Source organism: Streptomyces sp. NPDC006012 (assembly GCF_042871185.1).
Taxonomy (GTDB): Bacteria; Actinomycetota; Actinomycetes; order Streptomycetales; family Streptomycetaceae; genus Streptomyces.
In genome coordinates this window covers 1-23,764 of record NZ_JBIAIE010000047.1, presented here as the reverse complement: position 1 = coordinate 23,764, position 23,764 = coordinate 1, and the positions used below count along the sequence as shown (strand labels likewise).

The 23,764-nt window shown below is 72.4% G+C and carries 18 protein-coding genes; 11 read left to right on the top strand and 7 right to left on the bottom strand.

Going from position 1 to position 23,764, the window contains the following annotated elements; genetic code table 11:
* Positions 1-27: 27 nt before the first annotated feature.
* The 4 genes from ACFYPJ_RS37975 to ACFYPJ_RS37960 form a co-directional block, all read right to left on the bottom strand.
* The gene (locus ACFYPJ_RS37975; protein WP_389026527.1) at positions 28-492 is read right to left on the bottom strand and encodes a MarR family winged helix-turn-helix transcriptional regulator; all 465 of its coding nucleotides are present in this window, start codon (positions 490-492) and stop codon (positions 28-30) included.
* A gap of 116 nt (positions 493-608) precedes the next feature.
* Complete coding sequence (locus ACFYPJ_RS37970) at positions 609-3,983, bottom strand: pyruvate carboxylase (RefSeq protein WP_389026540.1); 3,375 nt, start codon at positions 3,981-3,983, stop codon at positions 609-611.
* A 180-nt stretch (positions 3,984-4,163) separates the two neighbouring features.
* On the bottom strand, positions 4,164-5,111 hold the full coding sequence (locus ACFYPJ_RS37965; protein WP_389026525.1) for an ion transporter: 948 nt from the start codon (positions 5,109-5,111) through the stop codon (positions 4,164-4,166).
* Positions 5,112-5,428: 317 nt separating this feature from the next.
* Positions 5,429-5,686 carry a hypothetical protein gene (locus ACFYPJ_RS37960; protein WP_389026523.1) on the bottom strand — a complete coding sequence of 86 codons (258 nt, stop codon included), beginning with the start codon at positions 5,684-5,686 and terminating at the stop codon, positions 5,429-5,431.
* 131 nt (positions 5,687-5,817) lie between these two features.
* On the opposite strand from ACFYPJ_RS37960, the gene ACFYPJ_RS37955 reads away from it, so the two are divergent.
* The 9 genes from ACFYPJ_RS37955 to ACFYPJ_RS37915 all read left to right on the top strand — a co-directional run bounded on the left by ACFYPJ_RS37955 (position 5,818) and on the right by ACFYPJ_RS37915 (position 16,609).
* Complete coding sequence (locus ACFYPJ_RS37955; protein WP_389026521.1) at positions 5,818-7,464, top strand: multicopper oxidase family protein; 1,647 nt, start codon at positions 5,818-5,820, stop codon at positions 7,462-7,464.
* Between the two features lie 233 nt (positions 7,465-7,697).
* On the top strand, positions 7,698-8,159 hold the full coding sequence (locus ACFYPJ_RS37950; protein WP_389026519.1) for a hypothetical protein: 462 nt from the start codon (positions 7,698-7,700) through the stop codon (positions 8,157-8,159).
* A 189-nt stretch (positions 8,160-8,348) separates the two neighbouring features.
* Positions 8,349-9,392, top strand: a complete 1,044-nt coding sequence (gene mgrA / locus ACFYPJ_RS37945; protein WP_389026517.1) for an L-glyceraldehyde 3-phosphate reductase — start codon at positions 8,349-8,351, stop codon at positions 9,390-9,392.
* A gap of 779 nt (positions 9,393-10,171) precedes the next feature.
* Positions 10,172-11,185, top strand: a complete 1,014-nt coding sequence (locus ACFYPJ_RS37940; RefSeq protein ID WP_389026516.1) for a sugar ABC transporter substrate-binding protein — start codon at positions 10,172-10,174, stop codon at positions 11,183-11,185.
* A gap of 187 nt (positions 11,186-11,372) precedes the next feature.
* Positions 11,373-13,730, top strand: a complete 2,358-nt coding sequence (locus ACFYPJ_RS37935) for a nitrate- and nitrite sensing domain-containing protein (RefSeq protein ID WP_389026514.1) — start codon at positions 11,373-11,375, stop codon at positions 13,728-13,730.
* 1 nt (position 13,731) lies between these two features.
* The gene (locus ACFYPJ_RS37930; RefSeq protein ID WP_389026512.1) at positions 13,732-14,163 is read left to right on the top strand and encodes a roadblock/LC7 domain-containing protein; all 432 of its coding nucleotides are present in this window, start codon (positions 13,732-13,734) and stop codon (positions 14,161-14,163) included.
* Between the two features lies 1 nt (position 14,164).
* Positions 14,165-14,527, top strand: a complete 363-nt coding sequence (locus ACFYPJ_RS37925) for a DUF742 domain-containing protein (protein ID WP_389026510.1) — start codon at positions 14,165-14,167, stop codon at positions 14,525-14,527.
* A 133-nt stretch (positions 14,528-14,660) separates the two neighbouring features.
* Entirely contained in the window at positions 14,661-15,287 is a 627-nt protein-coding gene (locus ACFYPJ_RS37920; RefSeq protein WP_389026508.1) for an ATP/GTP-binding protein, read from the top strand.
* 179 nt (positions 15,288-15,466) lie between these two features.
* Entirely contained in the window at positions 15,467-16,609 is a 1,143-nt protein-coding gene (locus ACFYPJ_RS37915) for a polyphosphate kinase 2 family protein (RefSeq protein ID WP_389026507.1), read from the top strand.
* Positions 16,610-16,720: 111 nt separating this feature from the next.
* Here ACFYPJ_RS37915 and ACFYPJ_RS37910 read toward each other — a convergent pair whose 3' ends face one another.
* Together ACFYPJ_RS37910 and ACFYPJ_RS37905 are read right to left on the bottom strand one after the other, a co-directional pair.
* The gene (locus ACFYPJ_RS37910; RefSeq protein ID WP_389026505.1) at positions 16,721-16,918 is read right to left on the bottom strand and encodes a hypothetical protein; all 198 of its coding nucleotides are present in this window, start codon (positions 16,916-16,918) and stop codon (positions 16,721-16,723) included.
* A 300-nt stretch (positions 16,919-17,218) separates the two neighbouring features.
* Positions 17,219-20,032: a LuxR C-terminal-related transcriptional regulator gene (locus tag ACFYPJ_RS37905; RefSeq protein ID WP_389026503.1), complete on the bottom strand. Its 2,814-nt coding sequence runs from the start codon at positions 20,030-20,032 to the stop codon at positions 17,219-17,221.
* Between the two features lie 399 nt (positions 20,033-20,431).
* Here ACFYPJ_RS37905 and ACFYPJ_RS37900 point away from each other — a divergent pair, with 399 nt between their 5' ends.
* A complete protein-coding gene (locus tag ACFYPJ_RS37900) occupies positions 20,432-21,421 on the top strand; it encodes an aldo/keto reductase (protein ID WP_389026501.1) in 990 nt (329 codons plus the stop codon).
* A gap of 79 nt (positions 21,422-21,500) precedes the next feature.
* On the opposite strand, the gene ACFYPJ_RS37895 is transcribed toward ACFYPJ_RS37900, so the two are convergent.
* Positions 21,501-22,499 carry a LysR family transcriptional regulator gene (locus ACFYPJ_RS37895; RefSeq protein ID WP_389026538.1) on the bottom strand — a complete coding sequence of 333 codons (999 nt, stop codon included), beginning with the start codon at positions 22,497-22,499 and terminating at the stop codon, positions 21,501-21,503.
* A gap of 639 nt (positions 22,500-23,138) precedes the next feature.
* On the opposite strand from ACFYPJ_RS37895, the gene ACFYPJ_RS37890 reads away from it, so the two are divergent.
* Positions 23,139-23,764, top strand: a 626-nt coding sequence (locus ACFYPJ_RS37890) for a ricin-type beta-trefoil lectin domain protein (protein WP_389026499.1), incomplete at its 3' end; no start/stop codon positions are given.

Here is a 23,764-nt window from a genome sequence, read left to right as displayed (position 1 = left end):
GACTGCCCCGGGGGTCACCGTGCCCGTTCACAGCCGTTCCGCCAGCCGGTCGAGGAGCGGCAGGGTGTCGAGGAGCAGTCGGCGCTCGTCCGGGGTGAACTCGTCGAGGGCACGGGTCAGCCGGCCCACGGACTCCGAGCGACGCTCCGCCAGCACGGACCGGCCCTCGTCGGTGATCGACACGATGGCGCGGCGCCCGTCGGCCGCGTCGGGGGCCCGGTGGACCATTCCGCGCTGTTCCAGCGCGGCCAGCGTGGCCGCCATCGCCTGCGGCCTGACGCGCTCCAGTTCGGCGAGCGTGCCGGGTGAGTCGGGGCCCGCGGCGTTGAGGCGGGCCAGGACGGACACCCCGGAGAGCGAGACGTCGCCCACGGCATGCGCCTGGCGTAGCCGGCGGGTGATCCGCGCCACGGCCAGCCGCAGCGCGGTGGCGAGTCCGGCGGTGTCCTCTGGGGCGCCGCGGTACCCGCGGTCGGTGTCCTCCTCGTCCATGATGAGTCAGCGTAGGTTTATCAGTCTGGACTGTTCAACCAATTGTTAGTAATCCTCCGAGGGCTCCGCCGCCCGCCGCCGTACGCGGACGGCGACGGCCGAGCGGATCGAGCAGCTCAGGCGAGTTCGATCAGGAGGTCGCCGCCCTCGACCTGCTGGATCCGGTTGATGGCCAGCCGGGACACCCGGCCCGCCTTCGGGGCGGTGATCGCGGCCTCCATCTTCATCGCCTCGATGGTCGCCACCGTCGCCCCGGCCACCAGTTCCTCGCCCTCGGCGACCGCGAGCGTCACCACACCCGCGAACGGCGCCGCCACGTGGCCGGGGTTGGCGCGGTCGGCCTTCTCCGTGGCCGGTACGTCCGAGGCGGCGGCGCGGTCGCGCACCTGGATCGGCCGCAGCTGGCCGTTCAGGCTGGCCATCACGGTGCGCATGCCGCGCTCGTCGGCGTTGCCGATCGCCTGCAACTCGATCAGCAGCCGGACCCCGGGCTCCAGGTCGACGGCGTACTCCGCACCGGGGCGCAGCCCGTAGAAGAAGTCCCTGCTGTCCAGCACACCGGTGTCGCCGAAGGTCTGACGGTGGGCCTCGAACTCCCGCGCCGGGCCGGCGAACAGCAGCCGGTTGAGCGTCGTGCGCCGGGACTTCTCCAGGCCCGCGCGGTCCTCGTCGGTCAGTTCCCGCGGGGGCCTCGCCTCGGCCCGGCCCCGGAGCGCCTTGCTGCGGAACGGCTCCGGCCAGCCGCCGGGCGGGGTGCCCAGGTCCCCGCGCAGGAAGCCGATGACGGAGTCGGGGATGTCGTACCGGTCCGGGGCGGCCTCGAAGTCCACGGGCCGCACGTCGGCGCCGACCAGGTGCAGGGCGAGGTCGCCGACCACCTTGGAGGAGGGGGTGACCTTGACCAGACGGCCCAGGATCCGGTCGGCGGCGGCGTACATGGCCTCGATGTCCTCGAACCGGTCGCCGAGGCCGAGCGCCACGGCCTGGGTGCGCAGGTTGGACAGCTGACCGCCGGGGATCTCGTGGTGGTAGACGCGTCCGGTGGGCGAGGCGAGGCCCGCTTCGAAGGGGGCGTAGACGCGGCGGACGCTCTCCCAGTACGGCTCCAGATCCCCGACGGCCTGGAGGTCGAGGCCGGAGGGCCGTTCGGAGTGGTCGGTGGCGGCGACGATCGCCGACAGCGACGGCTGCGAGGTGGTGCCCGCCATCGACGCCACCGCCCCGTCCACCGCGTCCGCGCCCGCCCGGATCGCCGCGAGGTAGGTACCGAGCTGACCGCCCGCCGTGTCATGGGTGTGCAGATGCACCGGCAGGCCGAACTCCCGGCGCAGCGCCGTGACCAGGGTGGCCGCGGCCGGGGCACGCAGCAGGCCCGCCATGTCCTTGACGGCTAGGACATGGGCGCCGGCGGCGACGATCTGCTCGGCCAGCCGCAGGTAGTAGTCGAGGGTGTACAGCCGCTCGGAGGGGTCCGAGAGGTCGGCGGTGTAGCACAGGGCGACCTCGGCGACCGCCGTGCCGGTCTCGCGCACGGCGTCGATGGCCGGCCGCATCTGGCCGACGTCGTTGAGCGCGTCGAAGATCCTGAAGATGTCGACGCCGGTGGCGGCGGCCTCCTGCACGAAGGCGTCTGTGACCTCGGTCGGGTACGGGGTGTAGCCGACGGTGTTGCGGCCACGCAACAGCATCTGCAGGCAGATGTTGGGTACGGCCTCGCGCAGGGCGGCGAGACGTTCCCAGGGGTCCTCGGCGAGGAAGCGCAGCGCGACGTCGTAGGTGGCGCCGCCCCAGCACTCCAGGGACAGCAGCTCGGGCAGGGTGCGGGCGACGACGGGGGCGACCGCGAGGAGGTCCTTGGTGCGCACCCGGGTGGCGAGCAGCGACTGGTGGGCGTCGCGGAAGGTGGTGTCGGTGACGGCGAGCGCCGGGGACTCGCGCAGCCAGCGGGCGAAGCCCTCCGGGCCGAGCGAGACCAGCCGCTGCCGGGAACCGGCGGGCGGCTCGCCCGCGGGCAGCGGGGGCAGCTTGGTGACGGGGTCGATCAGGTCGGGGCGCTCTCCGTGCGGCATGTTCACCGTGACGTCGGCGAGGTAGGTGAGCAGCTTGGTGCCGCGGTCGGCCGAGGAGCGGGCGGTCAGCAGGTACGGACGCTCCTCGATGAACGACGTCGTCACCCGCCCGGCCTGGAAGTCCGGGTCGTCCAGAACGGCCTGGAGGAAGGGGATGTTGGTGGCCACGCCGCGGATGCGGAACTCGGCCACGGCGCGCCGGGCCCGGACGATCGCGGCCTTCAGGTCCCGGCCCCGGCAGGTGAGCTTGACCAGCATCGAGTCGAAGTGCGCGCTGATCTCGGTGCCGGCGTGGGTGGTGCCGCCGTCGAGGCGGATGCCCGAGCCGCCCGGCGAGCGGTACGCGCTGATCCGGCCGGTGTCCGGGCGGAAGCCGTTGGCCGGGTCCTCGGTGGTGATGCGGCACTGCAGCGCGGCGCCGCGCAGGGTCACGGTGTCCTGCGAGAGTCCCAGGTCCGCGAGTGTCTCCCCGGCGGCGATCCGCATCTGCGCCTGGACCAGGTCGACGTCGGTGACCTCCTCGGTCACCGTGTGCTCGACCTGGATGCGCGGATTCATCTCGATGAAGACGTGGTGGCCGGCCCGATCGAGCAGGAACTCGACGGTGCCGGCGTTGCGGTAGCCGATCTCGCGGGCGAAGCGCACGGCGTCGGCGCAGATCCGCTCCCGCAGCCCGGGGTCCAGGTTGGGCGCGGGCGCCAGTTCGATGACCTTCTGGTGGCGGCGCTGCACCGAGCAGTCGCGTTCGAAGAGGTGCATGACGTTGCCCTCACCGTCGGCGAGGATCTGCACCTCGATGTGGCGCGGGTCGACGACCGCCTTCTCCAGGAAGACGGTGGGGTCGCCGAACGCGGACGCCGCCTCCCGGGACGCCGCCTCGATCGCCTCGCGCAGCTGGGCCGGTTCCGCGACCCGGCGCATCCCGCGCCCGCCGCCGCCCGCCACCGCCTTCACGAACAGCGGGAAGCCGACGCCCTCGGCGGCCCGGAGAAGGTCGTCGACGTCGCTGGAGGGAGCTGAGGAGCCCAGCACGGGCACGCCGGCGGCGCGGGCGGCGGCCACGGCACGTGCCTTGTTCCCGGTCAGTTCGAGCGTGTCCGCACCGGGCCCGACGAAGGTGATGCCGGCCTCCTCGCAGGCCCGGGCGAGTTCCGGGTTCTCGGACAGGAAGCCGTAGCCGGGGTACACCGCGTCGGCGCCCGCCCGGCGGGCCGCGGCCACGATCTCCTGGACCGAGAGGTACGCCCGTACGGGATGCCCGGGTACGCCGATCTCGTACGCCTCGTCCGCCTTGAGCCGGTGCAGTGAATTGCGGTCCTCGTGCGGGAACACGGCGACCGTGCGCGCGCCCAGCTCGTAACCGGCGCGGAATGCGCGAATCGCGATCTCACCACGGTTGGCGACCAGAACCTTGCGGAACATCATCGACCCCTTCGGCCTGTCTGCGACGGACACCATCGTGTCGGCCGCTCCCCTGCCGTGCCATGCGGCCACGTTAGGGGCGTACCGACACCCTCTGAAGGGGGCGAACATCACATTGACAACCCTGGACCGCCCAGGGGCCGCCCGCGCGGCCTCGTCCCCGCCCCGTCCGGCCGGGTGTCAGGACCGTCCGGACGGGGCGGGCAGGGGCGGGTCGCCCGCCTCCGCCGGACGAGCCTGGGCGAGGTCGCGTTCGAGTTCGCGTTCGAGGTCGTCGAGGGCTCGGCGGGCGGTCGCGATGCGTTGCGCGAGCTGCCGGCGCTCCTGCGGGCCGCCGGGGACCGGACTCGGGGCGGGCGGCTCGTCCCGCTCCAGTTCGCGGGCCTCTTCGAGAGAGGTGAGGACCACGCCGATCAACACGTTGACCAGGACGAAGGAGGCCAGCAGGACATAGGAGGCGTAGTAGACGAGACTCCAGCGGGACACCTCAAGGCCGGCCCGTACGGCGTCCCCGATGCCGTCCAGTGTCATCAGCAGGAACAGGGTGAGGACCGCCCGGCCGACGGAGCCGTAGTGCTCGGGGTCGGAGGTGCCGAAGAAGACCCAGGCGACCATGGCGTACACGTACAGCAGCAGGCCGCCGACGAGCAGGAAGCTCAGTGTGCCGGGCAGGCTGCGGCCCACCGCGACCAGCACGATGCGCAGTTGGGGCAGGAACCGCGCGGTGCGCAGCACCCGGGCCAGCCGCAGCAGGCGCAGCACGGTGGTGTTCTCCCGGACGGCGGGCAGGAAGGCGCACACCACCACCGCCAGGTCGAAGACGTTCCAGGGGTCCTTCCAGAACTCCCGCGGCCGGTCCGCGTGGGACGCCAGGCGCAGCAGGATCTCGACGGTGAACACGGCCAGGCAGAGGTGTTCGGCGAGCCTGAGCCAGTGCCGCCAGCCGGTGACGAGGCCGGGGTAGGTCTCCACGCCCAGCAGGGCCGCGTTCGCCAGGATCACCGCGAAGACGGTGAGGGCGAACCAGCGGGCGTCCGTGACGGCTCGGCAGCGTCGCGCCAGTTCGTGCCGGGCGGACAGCGGCGCCTGACCGGCCGCGTGGAGGTACTGGTCCGACTGGTCCGGCATGGTGCTGCTTCCGCTCCTTCGCGCGGGCCGCTCACGCGGCCGGCCGCGCCCGACGGCACGGCGGTCGAGTGATCCGAGTGATCACCTCCTGAAAGCGATCCGAGTGATCACCTTCAGGAGAGATTTCTACAGCACTGGCGAGAGCGAGGGCGACCGGCGTACGGGCCGGGGCGAGGTGGCCGCCGGCCAGGGCTCGGCGTCCGCCCGGACCCCGGTCGGCCTCCTCCCCGGCCGTACGACGCGAGGCCGCCAGGACGGCACCGGTCGCAAAGGCTCAGCCGCCGGGCGGGCGCAGGTCCGTGAGCGGACGGTCGTCGTCAGGGGGCGTCGCCGTGCCAGTCGTAGCGGCGGCCGTCGGGCGGGCGGGGCGTGTACAGGGACCGTCCGCCGGAGCCGTAGCGGCCCATCTCGGTCAGCAGTGCCACCGGCTCGCCCGGCGCCCGGCCGGTGACGTCCAGGAGCAGCCCGTCGAGCGGGCCGCCGACCAGTTCCGCATACGCACGGTCCGGCCGGGGGCCCGCGTCATCGTGATCCGCCCCGTACACCCGCCCCCGCATGAACTCCTGCTCATCCATGGTGTGCAGGGTCGCACCCGGCACTGACAGCGGCCGTCTCTGCGGCCGGGAACGCCCCATCCACCCCGACGCCACAAGACGCGCCGGTCAAGATACCGGACATATCAGCCTAAAACGTGTGTTATTCATTCATGCACAAACCTTCGCGGCGTACCTTGCTCACTGCCTCGGTCGCGGCCGTCGGCTCGGGACTCCTGTCGGCCTGCACCGGAAACGGCTCGCATCCGCAGTCCCGACCAGAAGCCGGCGCGCCCGCCAAGGTCGACGGCCACGGCTTCGTGCCCCCAGGACCCAAGGGGTATGTGGACCCCTCCGGTCCCGAAGTGCACGCCGCCGAGCGCAAACGCGGCTCCGGCCCCGTGCGCCGGTTCGAGTTGACCGCATCCGAGACGACGGTGGACCTGGACGGGCGAAGAGTCCGCACCTGGGCCTACGGTGACGAGCTGCCGGGCCCGCTGGTCCGCGTCACCGCGGGTGACGTCCTCAGCCTCAGACTCGCCAACCACCTGCCCGCCGAGACCACGCTCCATTCGCACGGCGTGCGCATGCGCTGCGACATGGACGGCGTGCCGAGCCTGACCCAGGACGCCATCGCACCCGGCGAGGACTTCCTCTACCGGTTCACCGTCAGCCACCCCGGCACCTATCTTCTGCACTCCCACTCCGGCATGCAGCCGGACCGCGGCCTGTACGCACCGTTCATCGTGGACGACCCGAAGGAGCCGCTGCACTACGACAAGGAGTGGCTCATCGTCCTCGACGACTGGGTCGACGGCGTCAGCGGCTCCACCCCGGACGGGGTCCTCACCCAGCTCCGGCACGGCAAGGCCATGTCCATGGACGGCATGGGCATGGACAAGGGAATGGGCATGGGCCCCGGTTCCGGCCACGGCTCCTCCGCCCCGCCGCCTCCGGCGCCCGGCACCAAGGCCAAGGGCCCGTCCCGCATCCTGAACGGCACCCGCAGCCGCATCCTGCACAGCGTGGGCGGCAACGTCGCCTACCCCCACTACCTCGCCAACGGCCGGCTCCCCGGCAATCCGTCGGTGTTCCGGGCCCGCCCCGGCGAACGCATCCGGGTGCGCATCATCAACGCCGGCTCGGACACCGCCTTCCGGGTCGCCCTCGGGGGCCACCGGATGACCGTCACCCACACCGACGGCTACCCCGTCCAGCACACGAAGACCGACGCGCTGATCCTCGGCATGGCGGAACGCTACGACGTGCTGATCACGGCGAAGGACGGCGTGTTCCCGTTCATGGCGATCGCCGAGGGCAAGAACGGCAGGGCCATGGCGCTGCTGCGCACCAGCGCCAAGGCGTCCGCGCCGCGGAGCGACGTACACCCGGCCGAACTCGACCGCGAGCTGGTGCCGGCCCGCCGGATGGACCCTCACGAGTCCGTCGCCCTGTCCCGGCGCAAGCCCGACCGGATCCTGCGGATCAGGCTCACCGGCAACATGAAGGACTACAGCTGGGGCTTCGACCACAAGCCCTACACGGTCACCCAGCGCCATGCGATCCGGCAGGGCGAGCGCGTCCGCCTCATCCTCATCAACGCCACCGACATGTGGCACCCGTTGCACCTGCACGGCCACACGTTCGCCGTGGACGGCCTCAACGGCGTGGGCGCCCGCAAGGACACCTCGATCGTCCTTCCGCACCGCAAGCTGGTCGCCGACTTCGACGCCGACAATCCGGGGTTGTGGATGCTGCACTGCCACAACCAGTACCACTCCGAGTCCGGCATGATGACCATCCTGGGCTACCGCAAGTAACGCCAGTCCGGTGCGGGCCGTCTTGGACGGCCCGCGCCGGCCGCGCGCGAGCGCGGACCCCGCCGGCGGCACAGCCGGCCGACGACACCCGCACACCGCGCGCCACGGGCCCTCGCACCGTGCGAGTGGTGGATCTCCCGGGACGGTCGTAGCGTCGTTGCAGAGGCAGCTGCGCCCGAGGCAGCGCGGTGTCGCGTGGCCGCGAGTGCGCAGCAAGGCTGGCGGGAGCGACTATGCGCAATACAGTGCGATGTACGGCGATCATGCTCTCGGTGGGCGCGCTGCTCGCGGGAGGCATGACCACGGCTGCGGCGGCCCCGTCGGCGCCGTCGGCCGGCCACCCGGCTCGGCAGAGTGCGACACCCGTCCTCGTGGACTGCTTCTCCAACTCCGACGTACGTCCCGGCGACTTCATCCTCGCCTGCGGCGACGGCAACAGCCGCCTCGCGGGGCTGCGCTGGTCGCAGTGGGGCCAGAACTCGGCGACGGCCGAAGGAATCAACCTCGTCAACGACTGCAAGCCGTACTGCGCGGCGGGCACGTTCCGCGAGTACCCGGTCACCGTCCGGCTCGACCACCCGGCACAGTGGCAGCGCAATCCGGAGCTGAACCACTACACGCGGATCGTCCTCACCTACACCGACTCCCGACCGGCGGGACACGAGCGTGTGACGACATTGTCCCTGTGGAACTGACCCCGGCCGCCGCGCCGCCCCGGTCCCGGCACCGGCGCGGCGCGGCGGCGTGCGGGGACCCCGGGATTGAGAAGTACCCGCGCTGAATCCGATGCGATCGTACGGTTGGACTTCGCGATCCCGGCGGCGCAGGGTGGACGGGAGCCCGTAAGCACGGGCCGCCCCGTGCCCCTCTCCCGGAGAAGACCGATGAACCACGTCGCGAGCCCCGACCGCTATGCCGGCCCCATGCGCTACCGGCGGACCGGACGCTCGGGCTTGGACCTGCCCGTCCTGTCCCTGGGCTACTGGCACAACTTCGGCGACGACCGGCCGTTCGAGACCCAGCGCGAGATCGCGCTGCGCGCGTTCGACCTCGGGATCACCCACCACGACCTGGCGAACAACTACGGCCCTCCGTACGGCTCCGCCGAGATCAACTTCGGGCGGCTGCTGAAGCGGGACCTCGCGCCGTACCGGGACGAGCTCGTGGTCTCCACCAAGGCCGGCTGGGACATGTGGCCCGGCCCGTACGGACAGGGCGGCGGATCGCGGAAGTACCTGCTCGCCTCGCTGGACCAGTCGCTGCGCCGCACCGGCCTTGACTACGTCGACATCTTCTACTCCCACCGGCTCGACGCGACCACGCCGCTGGAGGAGACGATGGGGGCGCTGGACACCGCGGTGCGCCAGGGCAAGGCGCTGTACGTCGGCATCTCCTCCTACGACGCCGAGCGCACCCGCGAGGCGGCCGCCATCCTGCGCGAGCTGGGCACCCCGCTGCTCATCCACCAGCCGTCCTACAACATGCTCAACCGCTGGATCGAGGCCGACGGCCTGCTCGACCTCGCCCAGGAGGAGGGCTTCGGCATCATCGGCTTCACCGCGCTCGCACAGGGGCTGCTCACCGGGCGCTACCTCGACGGCGTCCCCCAGGACTCGCGGGCCGCCCAGGACAAGTCCTTCGACCGCACCTGGCTCACGGACGACATGCTGCGCAGGCTGCGCGCCCTCCAGGAGATCGCGGACCGCCGCGGGCAGACCTTGGCACAGCTGGCCCTGGTCTGGGCCCTGCGCGACCGGCGCGTCACCTCGCTGGTCATCGGCGCCTCACGGGTCGACCAGCTGGAGCAGAACGTCGCCGCGCTGGCGAACGCCGACCTCGACGCCGAGGAGCTGGCCGAGATCGACAAGTACGCCACCGACGGCGGTGTCGACCTGTGGCAGGAAGCCCGGCTCGGACGCCTCGGCTGAGTCTTTCTGGCACTCGGTGACATTCGTCACTGACAGGAAAGAACAAAAGGGACAAAATAGAGCAACCGCGACCGCGACTTCGAGGAGCCGCTCCCCGTGATGGCACACGGAGCCCGACAAAGCCCCCTCCTGCCTCCCCACCCGAACCTCAGCCTTGCCCGCGACTGCGAGCACTGCCTGGGCTGGGGAACCGTCGTCACCTTCGACGGACGACACGAGCTGTGCCCCACCTGCCAGCCGAACACCGGCGGCGAGGGTGAGGCCACCACTGCGTCCACCGCCCCTTAGCCACGCCCGCCTCCCGGACCGCCGACGACCCGCCCCGGCTCCGTCGTACCGGTGGTGTCGCGGTGTGCCCCCGGCCTCAGGATCCCCTGGCGTGACGGTGCGCCCGCGGCGTCGCCGTGCTCCGGCATGCTCCGGCGGCCGTCGGCGGCGTTCCCGCCGACGGCCGCCTTCGGTCGCCCGGGGGTCCGGGTCCGCGCATCCGCGACCGTGCACTCGGCGGCGAGCGCCTCTCACGTGTACGGACCGTGACCGTTTCGCCACGAGCACCCCGGCACTCGGTGCCGCATCCGGCATCGACTTTTCCGGTCCTTACCGCGCTCACGCATCACGATGTGGCACCGACCACACCTCACACCATTGGCACACTTGACTACCCGCGGTCACACACGATTGGCTCCAGCGGGGAGAGCGGGCCGGGCGGGCCAGTCCCGAGCACCAGGACCGCGCTCCCGTCCCCCAGGCTCGGCCGCACAGCGAGGTGCCGCACCCCCATGAACACGTCTCCCCCACGTCCCGCATCCGGCAGACCGGCCCGTACGGCGGTGCTGACCGCCGCCGCGGCGGCCGGCTGCCTGCTGGTCACCGGCTGCTCCGGCTCCGGCACCACGCGGCCGGCCGCCGACACCGGCGCCACGCGCACCGCCCGGCTGAGGATAGCCATGGTCAGCCACGGCGACCGGGGGGACGCCTTCTGGGACCGGGTGCGCAAGGGAGCCGAGGACGCCGCGGCCAAGGACGACGTCGAGTTGACGTACGCGAACGACCCCGACGGCCCCGGGCAGGCGGAGCTGGTGCGGAACGCGATCCGCGACAAGGTCGACGGCATCGCCGTGACGCTGGCCAAGCCCGAGGCGATGAAGGCCCCGGTCTCCGAGGCGAAGAAGGCGGGCATCCCCGTGGTGGCCCTCAACTCCGGCATCGACGACTGGAAGTCCAGCGGCGCACTGGAGTACTTCGGCCAGGACGAAAGTGTGGCGGGCCGGGCGGTCGGCGACAAGCTGAACGGCCTCAAGGCCAAGCGCACCCTGTGTGTGATCCACGAGCGCGGCAACATCGCCCTGGAGGCGCGTTGCGCCGGGGTGAAGAAGACGTTCGCCGGCCAGACCTCCATCGCCTACGTCGACGGCACCGACATGAACTCGGTCACCGAATCCGTGGCCGCCCGGCTGCGGCAGGAACCCGGCATCGACGAAGTGGTCACCAACGGCGCGCAGTTCGCGCTCGCCGCGGTCAAGTCGGTGAAGGAGGCCGGCAGCCGGGCCCGGGTCGCGACCTTCGACCTCAACGACGACCTGGTCAAGGCCGTGCGGAGCGACGATGTGCAGTTCGCGGTGGACCAACAGCCCTACCTCCAGGGCTATCTCGCCGTGGACGCCCTCTGGTTGTACCGGACCAACGGCAACATCAGCGGCGGCGGGGAGTCGCCCGTGCTCACCGGACCCGCCTTCGTGACCAGGGCGAACGTGGCCGACGTGGCGCGGTTCGCCGCCAACGGGACGCGCTGACCGGCCGGTTCCCCCCAGGTCCGTGCCAACGATTCGAGCATGTGCGGCACCTGGGGTCACACGTGCGGATAACATCCTCGCGCACCCCTCGTGCCGCACGGGCCACCCAGCACCCGCCGCGCCCGCCCTCACCCGTCCCCTCCCCAGACTCTCCCCCCGCCCGACGAAGACCGCCCCTAGGACGACGATGTCTCCACGGACAGGCGCCCGGCGCCGTCTAGGCTCCATACGTCTCTCCCTGATCCTGCTGGCCCTCGTGCCCAGCGTCACCCTCGCCGTCATCTGGGGCGCCACCACGACCCAGATGTTCTCGGAGGGGCTGCGGCTGCGGTCGCAGGCGCAGTTGAGCCGGTCGACCGGGGCCATGGGTACCGAGGCCACCCTCGCGCTCCAGCGGGAACGCCGGCTGTCCGCCGCCTGGCTCGCCTCTCCGCACGGCTCCCGGGCGGCGCTCGACACCCAGCGGAAGCAGACGGACGCGGCCGTGACCGAACTGGTCGGGCAGGCGAAGGAGATCCGCAAGGCACCGTCCCGGATCAAGGACCGCATGTACTCGGTCATCGGGTCGGTCGGCAGCCTGGAGTACTACCGGAGCCAGGTCGACGACCCCACCGACATCACCGCCCAGCAGGTGCTCGACCAGTACAGCACGATCATCGACGACCAGATCCACGCCTTCCTCGGGCTGTCCCAGGTCGACGACGGCGAACTCACCTCGGAGGCCATGCCGCTCGTCGCCGTCGAGCACGCGGCCGAACAGGCCTCCCAGGAGGACGCGCTGCTGACCATGGCCTGGTCGTCCGGACACCTGGACCACGACCGCTGGGCGGTGTTCACCGAACTGGTGAACACCCGCCGCTGGCTGATCGAGGACCAGGTGATGCCCGGGCTGCGCGACAGCGCCAAGGCAGAGGCCGAACAGATCCTGCAGAGCAACGCCTGGAAGTCGCTGGAGGGCGTCGAGGACAAGATCCTCTCCGCCCGGCCCGCGGCCGACGGGCGGATCGCGCTGCCCGACGCGCAGCGACAGTGGAACGCCGCGCTGACCGGGGTCAGCGACGACTACTCCGGCCTGATCCAGGGTCAGACGTCCGGACTGCTCGACCGCAGCACCGCGAAGGCGCACGACCTGCTGGTCACGGCCGGCTCGCTGAGCGTCGGCGGGCTCGTCGCCCTGCTGCTGTGCGCCGGGATGTCCTGGCGGATCACCCGCTCGTTGTCCCGGCGGCTGCACGGGCTCAGGAAGGCCACGCTCGGCCTGGCCGAGGAGCGGCTGCCCGAGGTGGTCGCCCGGCTGGAGCGGGGCGAGCGGGTCGACGTGGATTCGGCCGCCCCGCCGCTGGACTACGGGCGGGACGAACTCGGCCAGGTGGCACAGGCGTTCAACACGGCGCAGCGCACGGCCGTGCACACCGCGGTCGAACTCGCCGACGCCCGGCGCGGGTTCCAGAAGGTCATCCTCGGCATCGCCAGGCAGAGCCAGAATCTCGTCAACCTCCAGCTGAGCAAGTTGGACGCGCTGGAGCGGCAGCACAACGACCCGGACATCCTCCAGGCCCTGTACGAACTGGACTCCACGGCCAGCCAGTTGCGCCGTTACGAGGAGAACCTCGTCGTCATCAGCGGCGAGCAGCCCCGGCGCCGCTGGACCGAGCCGGTCTCCCTGGTCGACATCCTGCGCAGCGCCGTCGGCGAGGTCGCCGAGTACCGGCGGGTGGAGGTGCGCACCGACGAGGAGGCGAGCCTCGCCCCGCCCGTGGTCGCGGACGTGGTCCACCTGCTCGCCGAACTCATCGACAACGCGACCGCCTACTCCCCCGCGCCCAGCCCGGTCGGGGTGCGGGCCTCGACGGTCGCCAAAGGACTGGCCATCGAGATCGAGGACCGCGGCCTCGGCATGTCCGAGGAGGACTACGCCTCGCTCAACGCGCAGTTGTCGCAGGCGCCCGAGTTCGACGTGGTGGGACTCGCCGACGACCTGCGGCTCGGCATGTTCGTCGTCGCCCGGCTCGCCGTACGGCACGGGATCACCGTCACGCTGCGCCCGTCGCCGTACGGCGGAACCATGGCCATCGTCCTGATACCGGACGAGATCGTCGTACGCGAGAGCCGCGGCGAGCCCGGGCGTGCGGCCCGCGGTCCGCAGGAGGACGACGCGGGTCACGGCACGCGCCAGGGCGCCGGCAACAGCGCGGTGAACGGCTCGGGCAAGGCGACCGCCATCGTCCCGCGGGCCCGGCACGCCAGGGCGGCCGGGCCCGCCGAAGCTTCCCGAACACAGGACGGCGCGGGCGGTCCCACCCCGCTGCCGCGCCGGGTGCCGCAGACGAGTCTGGTCCTGGAACTGCGCGAGGAGGCGCCGCCAGCCGAGGGGGACGGCCGTCCCGACGACTTCACCGCGGAACGCGCCGCCTCCTCCCTCGGCGGGTTCCAGCGCGGCACGTTGCAGGCCCGTGCGGACGGCGCAGAGCCGCCCGCGCCCCCGCCCGAGAACGGGGATCTCCGTACCCGACTCCGCCCGCCTACCGCTCACCAAGGACGCTGACATGACCCGCCCCATCCCCGCCACGCACACTCAGCTCGATCAGCTGCTCACCGGACTCGTCGAGCGGGTCGCCGAGGTGGCCCACGCCGTGGTCCTGTCCGAGGACGGACTGGTCGTCAGCAAGTCCACCGGATTCCTGCGCGACGACGCCGAACGCCTCGCGGCGACCGCGTCCGGCCTGATGAGCCTCAGCAAGGGCGTCAGCATGGACTTCCGGGGCGGCCCGGTGCGCCAGGCGCTCATCGAGATGGCCAACAGCTACCTGATCATGACCTCCGCCGGTCCGGGCGCCCACCTCGTGGTCCTCACCAGCCAGGGCGCGGACGTCGGCGTCGTGGCGTACCAGATGAACATGCTGGTGAAGAAGATCGGCGAGCACCTGAGCGCGGCGCCGCGCGCGGGCGTCGTCGCCGCGGCCGACCGCGGCGTGTGAGGTGAACGGAGGCGACGCGGCGGGCCGCCTGGTACGACCGTTCACCCTGACCGGCGGGCGGACCCGGCCGAGCCGCGCCGACTTCACCCTCATCACGACGGTGACCGCGACCGATCCGCAGCCCGCCTGGGCGGACCGGCTGCAGCCCGAGCACGCCCGCATCCTCAAGCGGTGTGCCCGGCCGATCGCCGTCGCGGAACTCGCCGCCCACCTCGACCTTCCCGTGAGCGTGGTCGTCATCCTGCTCTGCGACCTGCTGGAGGAGAGCCGGATCACGACCCACCGGCCGCACCCCGTCTCCAGCGCCGGGGCAGCGGACCTGGGGCTGCTGCGAAAAGTACGCGAAGGCCTCGGCCGGCTCTAGAGACCTTCTGCTGGATCTCCGCAGCGTCTCGACGCCCGGCGCGCACGCTCGCCGCACCCAGGGCCGTCGGGCCGGCCCGGGCCGCAGGGCCGTCAGGCCGGCTCTCCCGCTTCGACGAAAGGCATCCCGCCTCATGGTCAGCAAGACCGGCCGTACGGCCCCCGCCGGGGCGATCGCCGCTCCGGACACCGTCAAGATCCTCATCGCCGGAGGGTTCGGCGTCGGCAAGACGACCATGGTCGGGTCCGTCAGTGAGATCGCCCCGCTGCGCACCGAGGAGACGCTGACGGCCGCCGGGCTGGGCGTCGACGACCTCGACGGCATCGAAGGGAAGCGGGCCACCACCGTCGCCCTGGACTTCGGCCGGATCAGCATCGGATCGGACCTGGTGCTGTACCTTTTCGGCACCCCCGGACAGCAGCGGTTCTGGTTCATGTGGAACGACCTGGCGATCGGTGCCCTGGGGGCCGTGGTCCTGGTCGACGTGCGCCGGCCGCAGACCAGTTTCGCCGCCATCGACTTCTTCGAGCGCCGGCGCATCCCCTTCGTGGTCGGCGTCAACGGCTTCTACGGCCGGCATCCGTACACACCCGACGACATCCGGGACGCGTTCGCGCTGCCCGCGGACACCCCGGTGCTGCTGTGCGACGCGCGGGAACGCCAGTCGAGCCGGGACGTGCTGATCGCGCTGATCGACCGGCTGATCGCCGCCGCCACCGGTGCCGAGGGGGAGGACCCCGCCACCGGCCGGCCGGGCTGAGCCGCGCCCCGGCCGGACCGTACCCGCCGACGTGGGGAGCACCCGGCCGCCTTGCGCGGGCCGGCCGCCCGCGGTCCCGGCCTCACCCGGAGCGGGTGAGGCCGCGAGCGGCCGGTCCGGAGATCCTGCGGGGACACGGGGACCCACGGCGGTGCCCGGCGAGAAGGGACGTACGGGCGATGGCGGATGACAAGGTCCGGCGGAGCACGGACTTCATCGAGCCACTGCGGGTCGAGCCCGGCTCGAAGGTGTGTCTGGCCGACGACTTCGACCCCGGCTACAAGGCGGGTATCCGGAAGAAGAAGGACGGCGTCGAACTGCTGCGCGCCGGTGTCGAGCTGCTCGCCGACTACCAGCGGCGCCTGGCCGCGCAGGACACCTTCGGCGTCCTGGTCTGCCTGCAGGCGCTGGACGCGGGCGGCAAGGACGGCACGATCCGGCATGTGATGAGCGGGATCAATCCGCAGGGCGTCCAGGTGGCCGGTTTCAAGGTGCCCTCGGCCGAGGAACTCGACCACGACTATCTGTGGCGCTACGCCCGCCAGTTGCCCGCCCGCGGTGAGATCGGCATCTTCAACCGGTCACACTACGAGGAAGTGCTGGTGGTGCGGGTGCATCCGGAGAACCTCGCCCGGCAGAGGCTGCCCGCCGAGACACGCGGTCCGGACGTCTGGGAGCGGCGCTACCGGGAGATCAACGACTGGGAACGGTATCTCTGCGACAACGGCTTCCGGATCGTGAAGCTGTTCCTGAACCTGTCCAAGGAGGAGCAGCGCATCCGTTTCCTCAAACGCATCGACGTACCCGAACGCAACTGGAAGTTCTCCCCGGCCGACGTCCGCGAGCGCGAGCGCTGGGACGACTACCAGGAGGCGTTCTCACAGATGCTGTCCGCCACCAGCACCCCGTGGGCGCCCTGGTACGTGATCCCGGCCGACCACAAGTGGTTCGCGCGGGCCTGTGCCGCCGCGGTGCTGGTCCGCACCCTGCGGGACATCGACCCCCAGTACCCGCGGGTCAGCGCCGCCACCCGACGTGAACTCGCCCAGGTTCGGCTGGAGCTGGAGCGGGAGGCGCCCGAAGGGGCGGAGCCCGACCCGTACGCCGCCTCCAGCGTGCCGGCCCATCCGCCGAAGGCCGGGAACCGCCGGCAGACGGGCGGGTCCGGCTCCCCCGAGAAGGCCGCGACGTCCAGGGCCGCGACGAAGACAGCGAGGTCCGGGACCGCCGGGAACGCCACGGGCTCCAGGGCGGCCAAGGCGGCGGGGAAGTCCCGTACCGCCAGGAAGAAGGCGGGAGGATCCAGGACCGCGCAGCCCTGATGGCGCACAGCCCCGATGGATCGAGGATGGATCGAGGCGGTTCGGTCCTGGCCCGGCCGTCGGGTCGGGCCCTTCCGCACGCCCTTTCGACCTCGGCCTGTCTGCGGCCCTTCATTCCGGGACTCGGCGCATCTCCAGGACGTGCAGGCCCAGCGACTGGCACCGGGCCAGCAGTCCATAGAGGTGCGCCTCGTCCACGACCGGCCCGAACAGCAGGGTCTGGTCGGACACGACCACGTGGTCGAGTTCGGGAAATGCCTCGGCGAGCGTCGTCGACAGTTGTCCGTCGATGCGGATCTCGTACCGCATGAGCCGTTCTCCCCGCGGGTGTCGTGTACGCAGGCGGACCACTCCCCTTTGGCACCGGTGGTCCGTTCGTCTCCGCCGACGGCCTGCTCGTGTCCACGGTGGTGCGTTCTTCTCCACCGGTAGTGCTCCACGGAGTCATCTCCGTCGGTGATCCGTTCGTCTCCCGTCGGCGGTCCGTTCTCCCGCGATCGTCCCGCCCCGCGCCCGCCCCGGCCTCACCCGGCACAGGTGAACCGGCACCCCCGCGGCCCACTTCCCGGCGCGGTCCGCGCATGCGTGGGCCGCGGTGGCCCCGGCCGCTCAGAGCAAACCGCGTTCGCGGGCCCGGCGCACCGCGTCCGCCCGCCGGTTGACCGCTAGCTTGCGGTAGGCGCTCTTGAGATGGGTCTTGACCGTGTTGACGGAGACGTACAGGTCCGCCGCGATCTCCTCGGTGGACATCAGCTGTGCGAGCCGGCCCAGTACGTCGCGCTCGCGGGGGCTCAGTTCCTCGACGACCGGTGCGAACCGGCGGTCGGGTTCCTGGCGGTCTGGTTCCTGACGGGTGGCTCCGTGGCGGGCGGCTCCGTCTGGCGCGGGTCCGCCGTCCACCGGTCTGCTGCTTCCGGGACCCCTTTTTCCAGCGCCGTTGCTCGCGAGGCGGCTGTTCGCGAGGCCGCTGTTCACGGGATCGCCGGGGGCGGTGAGCCAGTCACGGGCGGGTCGCGTGGCGAGCAGGGGCGACAGCCACGCGCCGGCCTCGCGGAACGGCCGGCGCAGGCGCTCGCGGCGCGCGGCACGCAGCGCCTCGGCGACCAGGCGGCGGGCGGCGGTGACGTCACCGGCCCGGTGAGCGACCTCGGCCCGCACCAGCATGGCCCGCACCGCCAGCGCGGGACCGTCCGGACCACCGGCCGGCAACGCGTCGAGCAGTTCCAGTGCCGTAGCGGGGTCCCCCGCCGCGAGCCGGGCCCGGGCCGCCGCGACGGCACAGGCGGGCCGCCGCGCCGCGACGGGCTCCAGCGCCTCGGCCGCCGCCTCCGGATCACCGTCGGCCAGCAGGGCGGCGGACGCGACCAGCGCGGCGTGGTCCTGCGCCCACGGGGAGGCGCCGACGGCCGTGACGCCGTTCTCCGTGGCGGCCAGGGCGGCCCGCGGTTCGCCGCGGGCGAGCGACAGCCGCGCCCGCACGAGCGTCCTGGCCGCTTCCGCGACCGGGTCGGCCATGCCGCCGGCGGCGGTGATCCGGTCGAGCAGGGCCTGTGCCGTGTCCAGTTCGTCGCGTTCGACGGCGACGGCGGCCAGGACCAGGCCGCCGGTGGCGGAGCAGGCGGACGGCGACAGGCCGTACCGGGCTGCCGCCCGCAGTGCGGCGATCGCCTGCTGCTCGGCCCGGGCGTTCCAGCCGGCCAGCCAGTCGATCAGCGCGAGGTGGCCGAGGGACTCCTCGCGCGGCAGTGCCGTGGTGACGCCGTCCGGGCAGCCGAGTGCCTCGGTGAGCGCGGCACGCGCGGCGTCGGTGCGTCCGGCCCACAGCCGTGCCGAGCCGACGTGGGTCAGCAGCAGCGCGAGCAGTTCGGGGTGCCGGTCCAGACGCTCGGCGGGGACGGAGCGGCGCAGGTCGCGGGCGATCCGGGCGGCCCGTTCGGCCCGTTCGGGACAGCCCGTGAGCCGGGCGGCGAACGCTTCCAGGAGGGCGTGGCCGAGCCGGGCGGGCACCAGGTCGGCGGCGGATGGGCGGTCGTCTCCGGCGGCTGGGTGGCCGTCGGTGGCGGCGTCGAGCAGTTCCTCGGCGTGCCGCAGCCGGGCCAGCCCGTGACCGAGGTCCCGGTCGGCCAGTTGGCGGGCCGCGAGGACGAGTTCCTGTGCCGGGCTGTCGGTGCCCGCGGTCATCCGGGCGAACAGCGCGCCCAGGTCGTCGGGGCGCCGGCCGGTGAACAGCCGGCCGATCGCGAGGTCGTCGACGAGCGCGCGGGTGGTGAACTCCCAGTCCCCGGCCGCCGCCCCGTGGGCGAGCGTCTCCCTGAGCGACCCGGAACGGCTCAGCCAGCGTGCGGCCCGGCGGTGCAGTTCGGCCTCCAGACCGGGGTGCCGCGCCCGCAGGTGCGCCAGCAGGATCTCGGCGAACAGCGGGTGCAGTCGGTACCACGTCCCTGCGAGGGATTCGACGAACGCGTTCTCCCGCCGCAGCCGGGCCAGGATCCGTTCGGCGTCGCGCCGCCCGGTCAGCGCGTCCGCCAGCCCCGGCCGGAACCGCTCCACGACGCTCACCCGCAGCAGGTCCTGGGTGCGGGCCGGCTGCCGCCGCAGCACCTCGGTGAGCAGATAGTCGGCGACGACGCTGTGTCCGGCCTCGAACTCCTTGAGGAACCGCTCGGGATCGGGGCTCTGCCGTGCGGCCAGGGCGCACAGGCGCAGTCCGGCGGCCCAGCCCCGGGTGCGGCGGACCAGGGCGTGCCCGCCCTCCTCGCTGAGCCGCAGACCGTGCGCGGCCAGCAGGGCGGCTGCTTCTCCGGGCGTGAGGGCCAGTTCCGCGGCGCGGATCTCGGTGACGGTGCCGGCTGCCCGGTGGCGGTGCAACGAAAGCAGCGGTTCGCTCCGGGTGACCAGGATCAGCCGCAGGCCCGCCGCCGCGTGGTGCAGTACGAATTCCAGCTGTTCCGCGATGTCCGCGCTGGGCACGCGCTCGAATTCGTCGACGACGACGATCGCGGGGTCGGTGCGGTCGCCCAGGTCGGCCGCGAGGCGCGTCAGCAGGCCCCGGTCCACGCTGTGGGGGTGTGCCGGGGAGCCGATGCCGGGCGACGGCCGCAGCCCCGCCGTCCTGAGGGCCTGGAGCAGGTAGGCCCAGAAGAGTCCGGGAGCCCGGTCCGCGGGTTCCGCGGTGAGCCAGGCGACCGGCCGGTCCAGGCGTGCGGCCCAGTCGGCGACCAGCAGGGTCTTGCCGGCTCCGGCCGGCCCGTCGACCAACGTCAGTGGCGTGCCGAGGCCCTGGTCCAGGTACCGGGCCAGGCGTTCGCGGTGCAGGAAGGTGGGGGGCCGGCCGGGGGCGGTGAAGCGGGTGGGGAGGAACGGTTCGCCGCGGGGGTCGGCAGGTGGGTCCGGTGCGGAGCGGTCCTGGTGCTGACTGGTCATGGCGCTCACCACCACCGTCCGTCAGGTCGTGGCCGACGGTCATCCCGGTCAGTGTGGCAGCCGCGACGGTCATGTGCGCGACGATCCGCTCGTACGAACATTCGAAACCGGGTGCCTGGCCCGAGCCCTGGCCGGAGTGCGGCGCACGGACAGGAAAGGCAGGATGGAGGCGCGTACGGGCCCGGTCCGTTCATCTCGGCGCGGCCGTCCGGGGTCTCCGTCCGGGGTACCCGTCCGGGGTCCCGACACCCGTGGCGCTCCTCCGGCGCACGCCCCTCCGCGGCAAGACGTTCGGGCCCTGCGGCCGTCGCCGCTCCGAGGCCTTGACTTCGAGCGCACTCCAGCCCCTAACGTCCCGGACAGCGAAGATCAAACCCCCAAGGAAAGGCCGGCAGTCAGATGGAACAGCGCAATCTGCGGGATCTCCGGGTGTCCGCCCTCGGCCTCGGCTGCATGGGCATGTCCGCCTTCTACGGCTCCGCCGACCAGGACGAGGGCCTGCGGACCATCCAGCGGGCGCTGGACCTGGGCATCGACTTCCTGGACACCGCACAGGTGTACGGACCGCTCACCAACGAGTCCCTCGTCGGCCGCGCGGTCCAGGGCCGTCGCGACCAGTATGTGATCGCGACGAAGTTCAACTACCGGATGGACGACGCCGTGCCCGGCGACATGAGCACGGTCGGCCGTCAGGACGGCTCACCCGAGCATGTACGCAGTTCGGTCCACGGCTCGCTGGAGCGGCTCGGCACCGACTACCTCGACCTCTACTACCAGCACCGGGTCGACCCCAGGGTGCCGATCGAGGAGACCGTCGGCGCCATGGCGGAACTGGTCGCCGAGGGCAAGGTGCGGCACATCGGCCTGAGCGAGGCGAGTGCGGCGACCATCCGCCGCGCGCACGCCGTGCACCCCATCACGGCGGTACAGAGCGAGTACTCGCTGTGGACACGCGACCCGGAGGTCGAGGTGCTGCCCACGTGCCGGGAACTGGGCATCGGGTTCGTACCCTATTCCCCGCTCGGCCGCGGCTTCCTCGCGGGCCGGTTCTCCTCCCCGAAGGACCTCGACGAGGGCGACTTCCGCCGCCAAGGCCCCCGCTTCACCGGCGAGAACCTGGAGGCGAACCTGCGTCTCGCGGCCAAGGTGAAGGAGATCGCCGCGGAGAAGGACGTGACCCCGGCACAGTTGGCGATCGCCTGGGTGCTGGCCCAGGGCGACGACCTGGTGCCGATCCCGGGGACCAAGCGCCGCAGCTATCTGGAGCAGAACGCGGCGGCGGTCGACGTCGAGCTGACCGCGGACGACCTGGCCCGCATCGCCGCGGAACTCCCCGAGGTGTCCGGGGAACGCTACGACGAGGCGGGCATGCGGACCGTGAACCTCTGACCGGGACGCCCGGCCGCTCCCCCGCCCCCGGTCACCGGGGAGTCGAAAGGGCGGTCCGGGTCGCGGTCGAACGGTCCCTTCACCCGGCCGTGGCGCCGTGTGGGCCGCGACCGGGCTCCGGGGGCCCGGTGACGTTCCAGGTACGTGCCGCCCAGGTCCGCAAGTGCGGTGCCTGTGCGGCCAGTTCACGGTATGCGGCGGTGGCGCACTGGTGCAGCGCCTCGGCCAGGTGCTCGTCGACCGCCGTGCGCCGCCAGGCCAGCACGTACCGGCACCACAGCGGTGTACCGGCCAACGGCTTGATCACGACGTGCGGGATCGGCCGGACGGTCGCCTGCACGACGGACACCCCGAGGCCCTCGGCGATCATGCTGAGCAGTTGTGCCTGGTCGCCGAGGAACTCGTGCGCGGTACGGGGCGTGAAGCCGGCCGCCGCGCAGGCGGTGTAGAAGACGCCGGGCCAGCCGGCTCCGTCGTCGGGTGTCACGAACCAGGCGTCCTCGGCGAGGTCGGCGAGTGAGACCTGGTCCGCATCCTTGAGCCGATGCCGGGCGGGCAGGGCGACGAAGTCCGGCTCGGTGACGATGCCGCGGTGGGCGACGGCCGCGGAGTGCCGCAGTTCCATCCCGGGGTAGTCGGCGGCGATGCCCGCGTCCACCGCGCCCTCCTCCAGGAGTTCGACGATGCGCGAGGAGGCGTACACGCTGCTCACCGCGGGGGACACCGCGGGCAGTCGGGTACGGAGCCGGGACACCGTCCCGGACAGCATGGGTGAGTTGGTGGCCGCGAGGCGCAGGGTCCGGCCCGCTCCGGCGGTGTCGGCCGGGGCGCGGCGTCCGATCGCGTTGGCGCGGGCGAGGACGTCCCGTGCCTGGGCGACGACCTCGGCGCCGTACGGGGTGGGGCGCACTCCTGCGCTGCCGCGCTCGAACAGCGGCTCGCCCAGGTGGCGTTCGATCCGCTGGAGTTGCGTGCTCACGGCTGGCTGCGAGTAGCCGAGGACGGACGCCGCCCGACCCACGCTCCCGGCGTCGGCGAGCGCGCACAGCACGCGCAGATGCCGCAGCTCCAACTCCATCCGTCCACGTCCCATCGTCCACGACCGCGTCGCGTCACACCGCCGCGCGCTCAGGCCACTGACTCGGATCATACCGAGCACGGACAGGGGCATATACGCGTAATTCACGGCATCCGTCTCTCCTCCGCGCCCCCGCTTTCCGGACGGGCCCGCGTGAGGGAGTTCGGACCGGGCCGCGTGGTCGGCCCATGGCCTCCACCTGACCCGGAGGGCAGATCCGCGGCCGTCGCAGCGCGAGGATCCACGCGCCGGGCGTGCGGTCCGCGAGGTGATCATGGGGTCGCGGCCGGCCAGGGCCGCAACCCGCCGCGGCACGACGGAGCGCCGTCCGGGGACCGGCGGCGTCGGGCGCCTCCCCAGGCACCGGCGAATCGGGCCCCGGCCTCACCCCCCCCCACCAGCGAAAGGCCAGTCGACGCAGGGTAGTTGACGGCTCCACCGCTGCCTGTCATGGTCTGGACCTAGTACCCCACAGCTGTCGCACCACCCTCCTGGGCCGGCCTTCCCGACCGGCCTTCTACTTGTCATGCCACCGTCCGTTCAGCCATGACCGCGCCAGATCCGCTCGCCGACGCCGCCCGACGGCCCGGCGGGCGCGTCCGTATTCCGCTTCCCCCCTGTCAAGGAGCCGCGTTCACCATGGCCATCCTCCACGCCAGACCCCTGCCCCTCAGACGCGCCGCCCCGGTCCGCGCCCTGATCGGCGCCGCCCTCGTCGCCCTCCTCGCCACCCTGTTCACCACGACCGACGCCCGGGCGGCCGACGGCCGGATCACCGGGCTCGCCGGGAAGTGTGTCGACGTGGCCGGTGCCAGTAGCGCCAACGGCACCGCCGTACAGCTCTACGACTGCAACGGCACCAACGCCCAGATCTGGTCCAACCCCGGCGACGGAACTCTGCGCGCGCTCGGCAAGTGCCTCGACGTCGCCGAGCGCAGCACCGCGGACGGCGCGTCGGTGCAGCTCTGGGACTGCTCGGGCGGCGCCAACCAGCAATGGGTGGTCACCGCCGCCCACGACATCGTCAACCCCGCCGCCGACAAGTGCCTGGACGTCCGGGACAACAACAGCGCCAACGCGACCCGACTGCAGATCTGGACCTGCTCGGGCGGCGCCAACCAGAAGTGGAACGCACCGGCGGGCGGGGGCGGGGGCGGCAACCCGTCCGGCTTCGTGGTCAGTGAGGCGCAGTTCAACCAGATGTTCCCGAGCCGGAACGCGTTCTACACCTACGGCGGGCTGACCGCGGCGCTCAGCGCCTACCC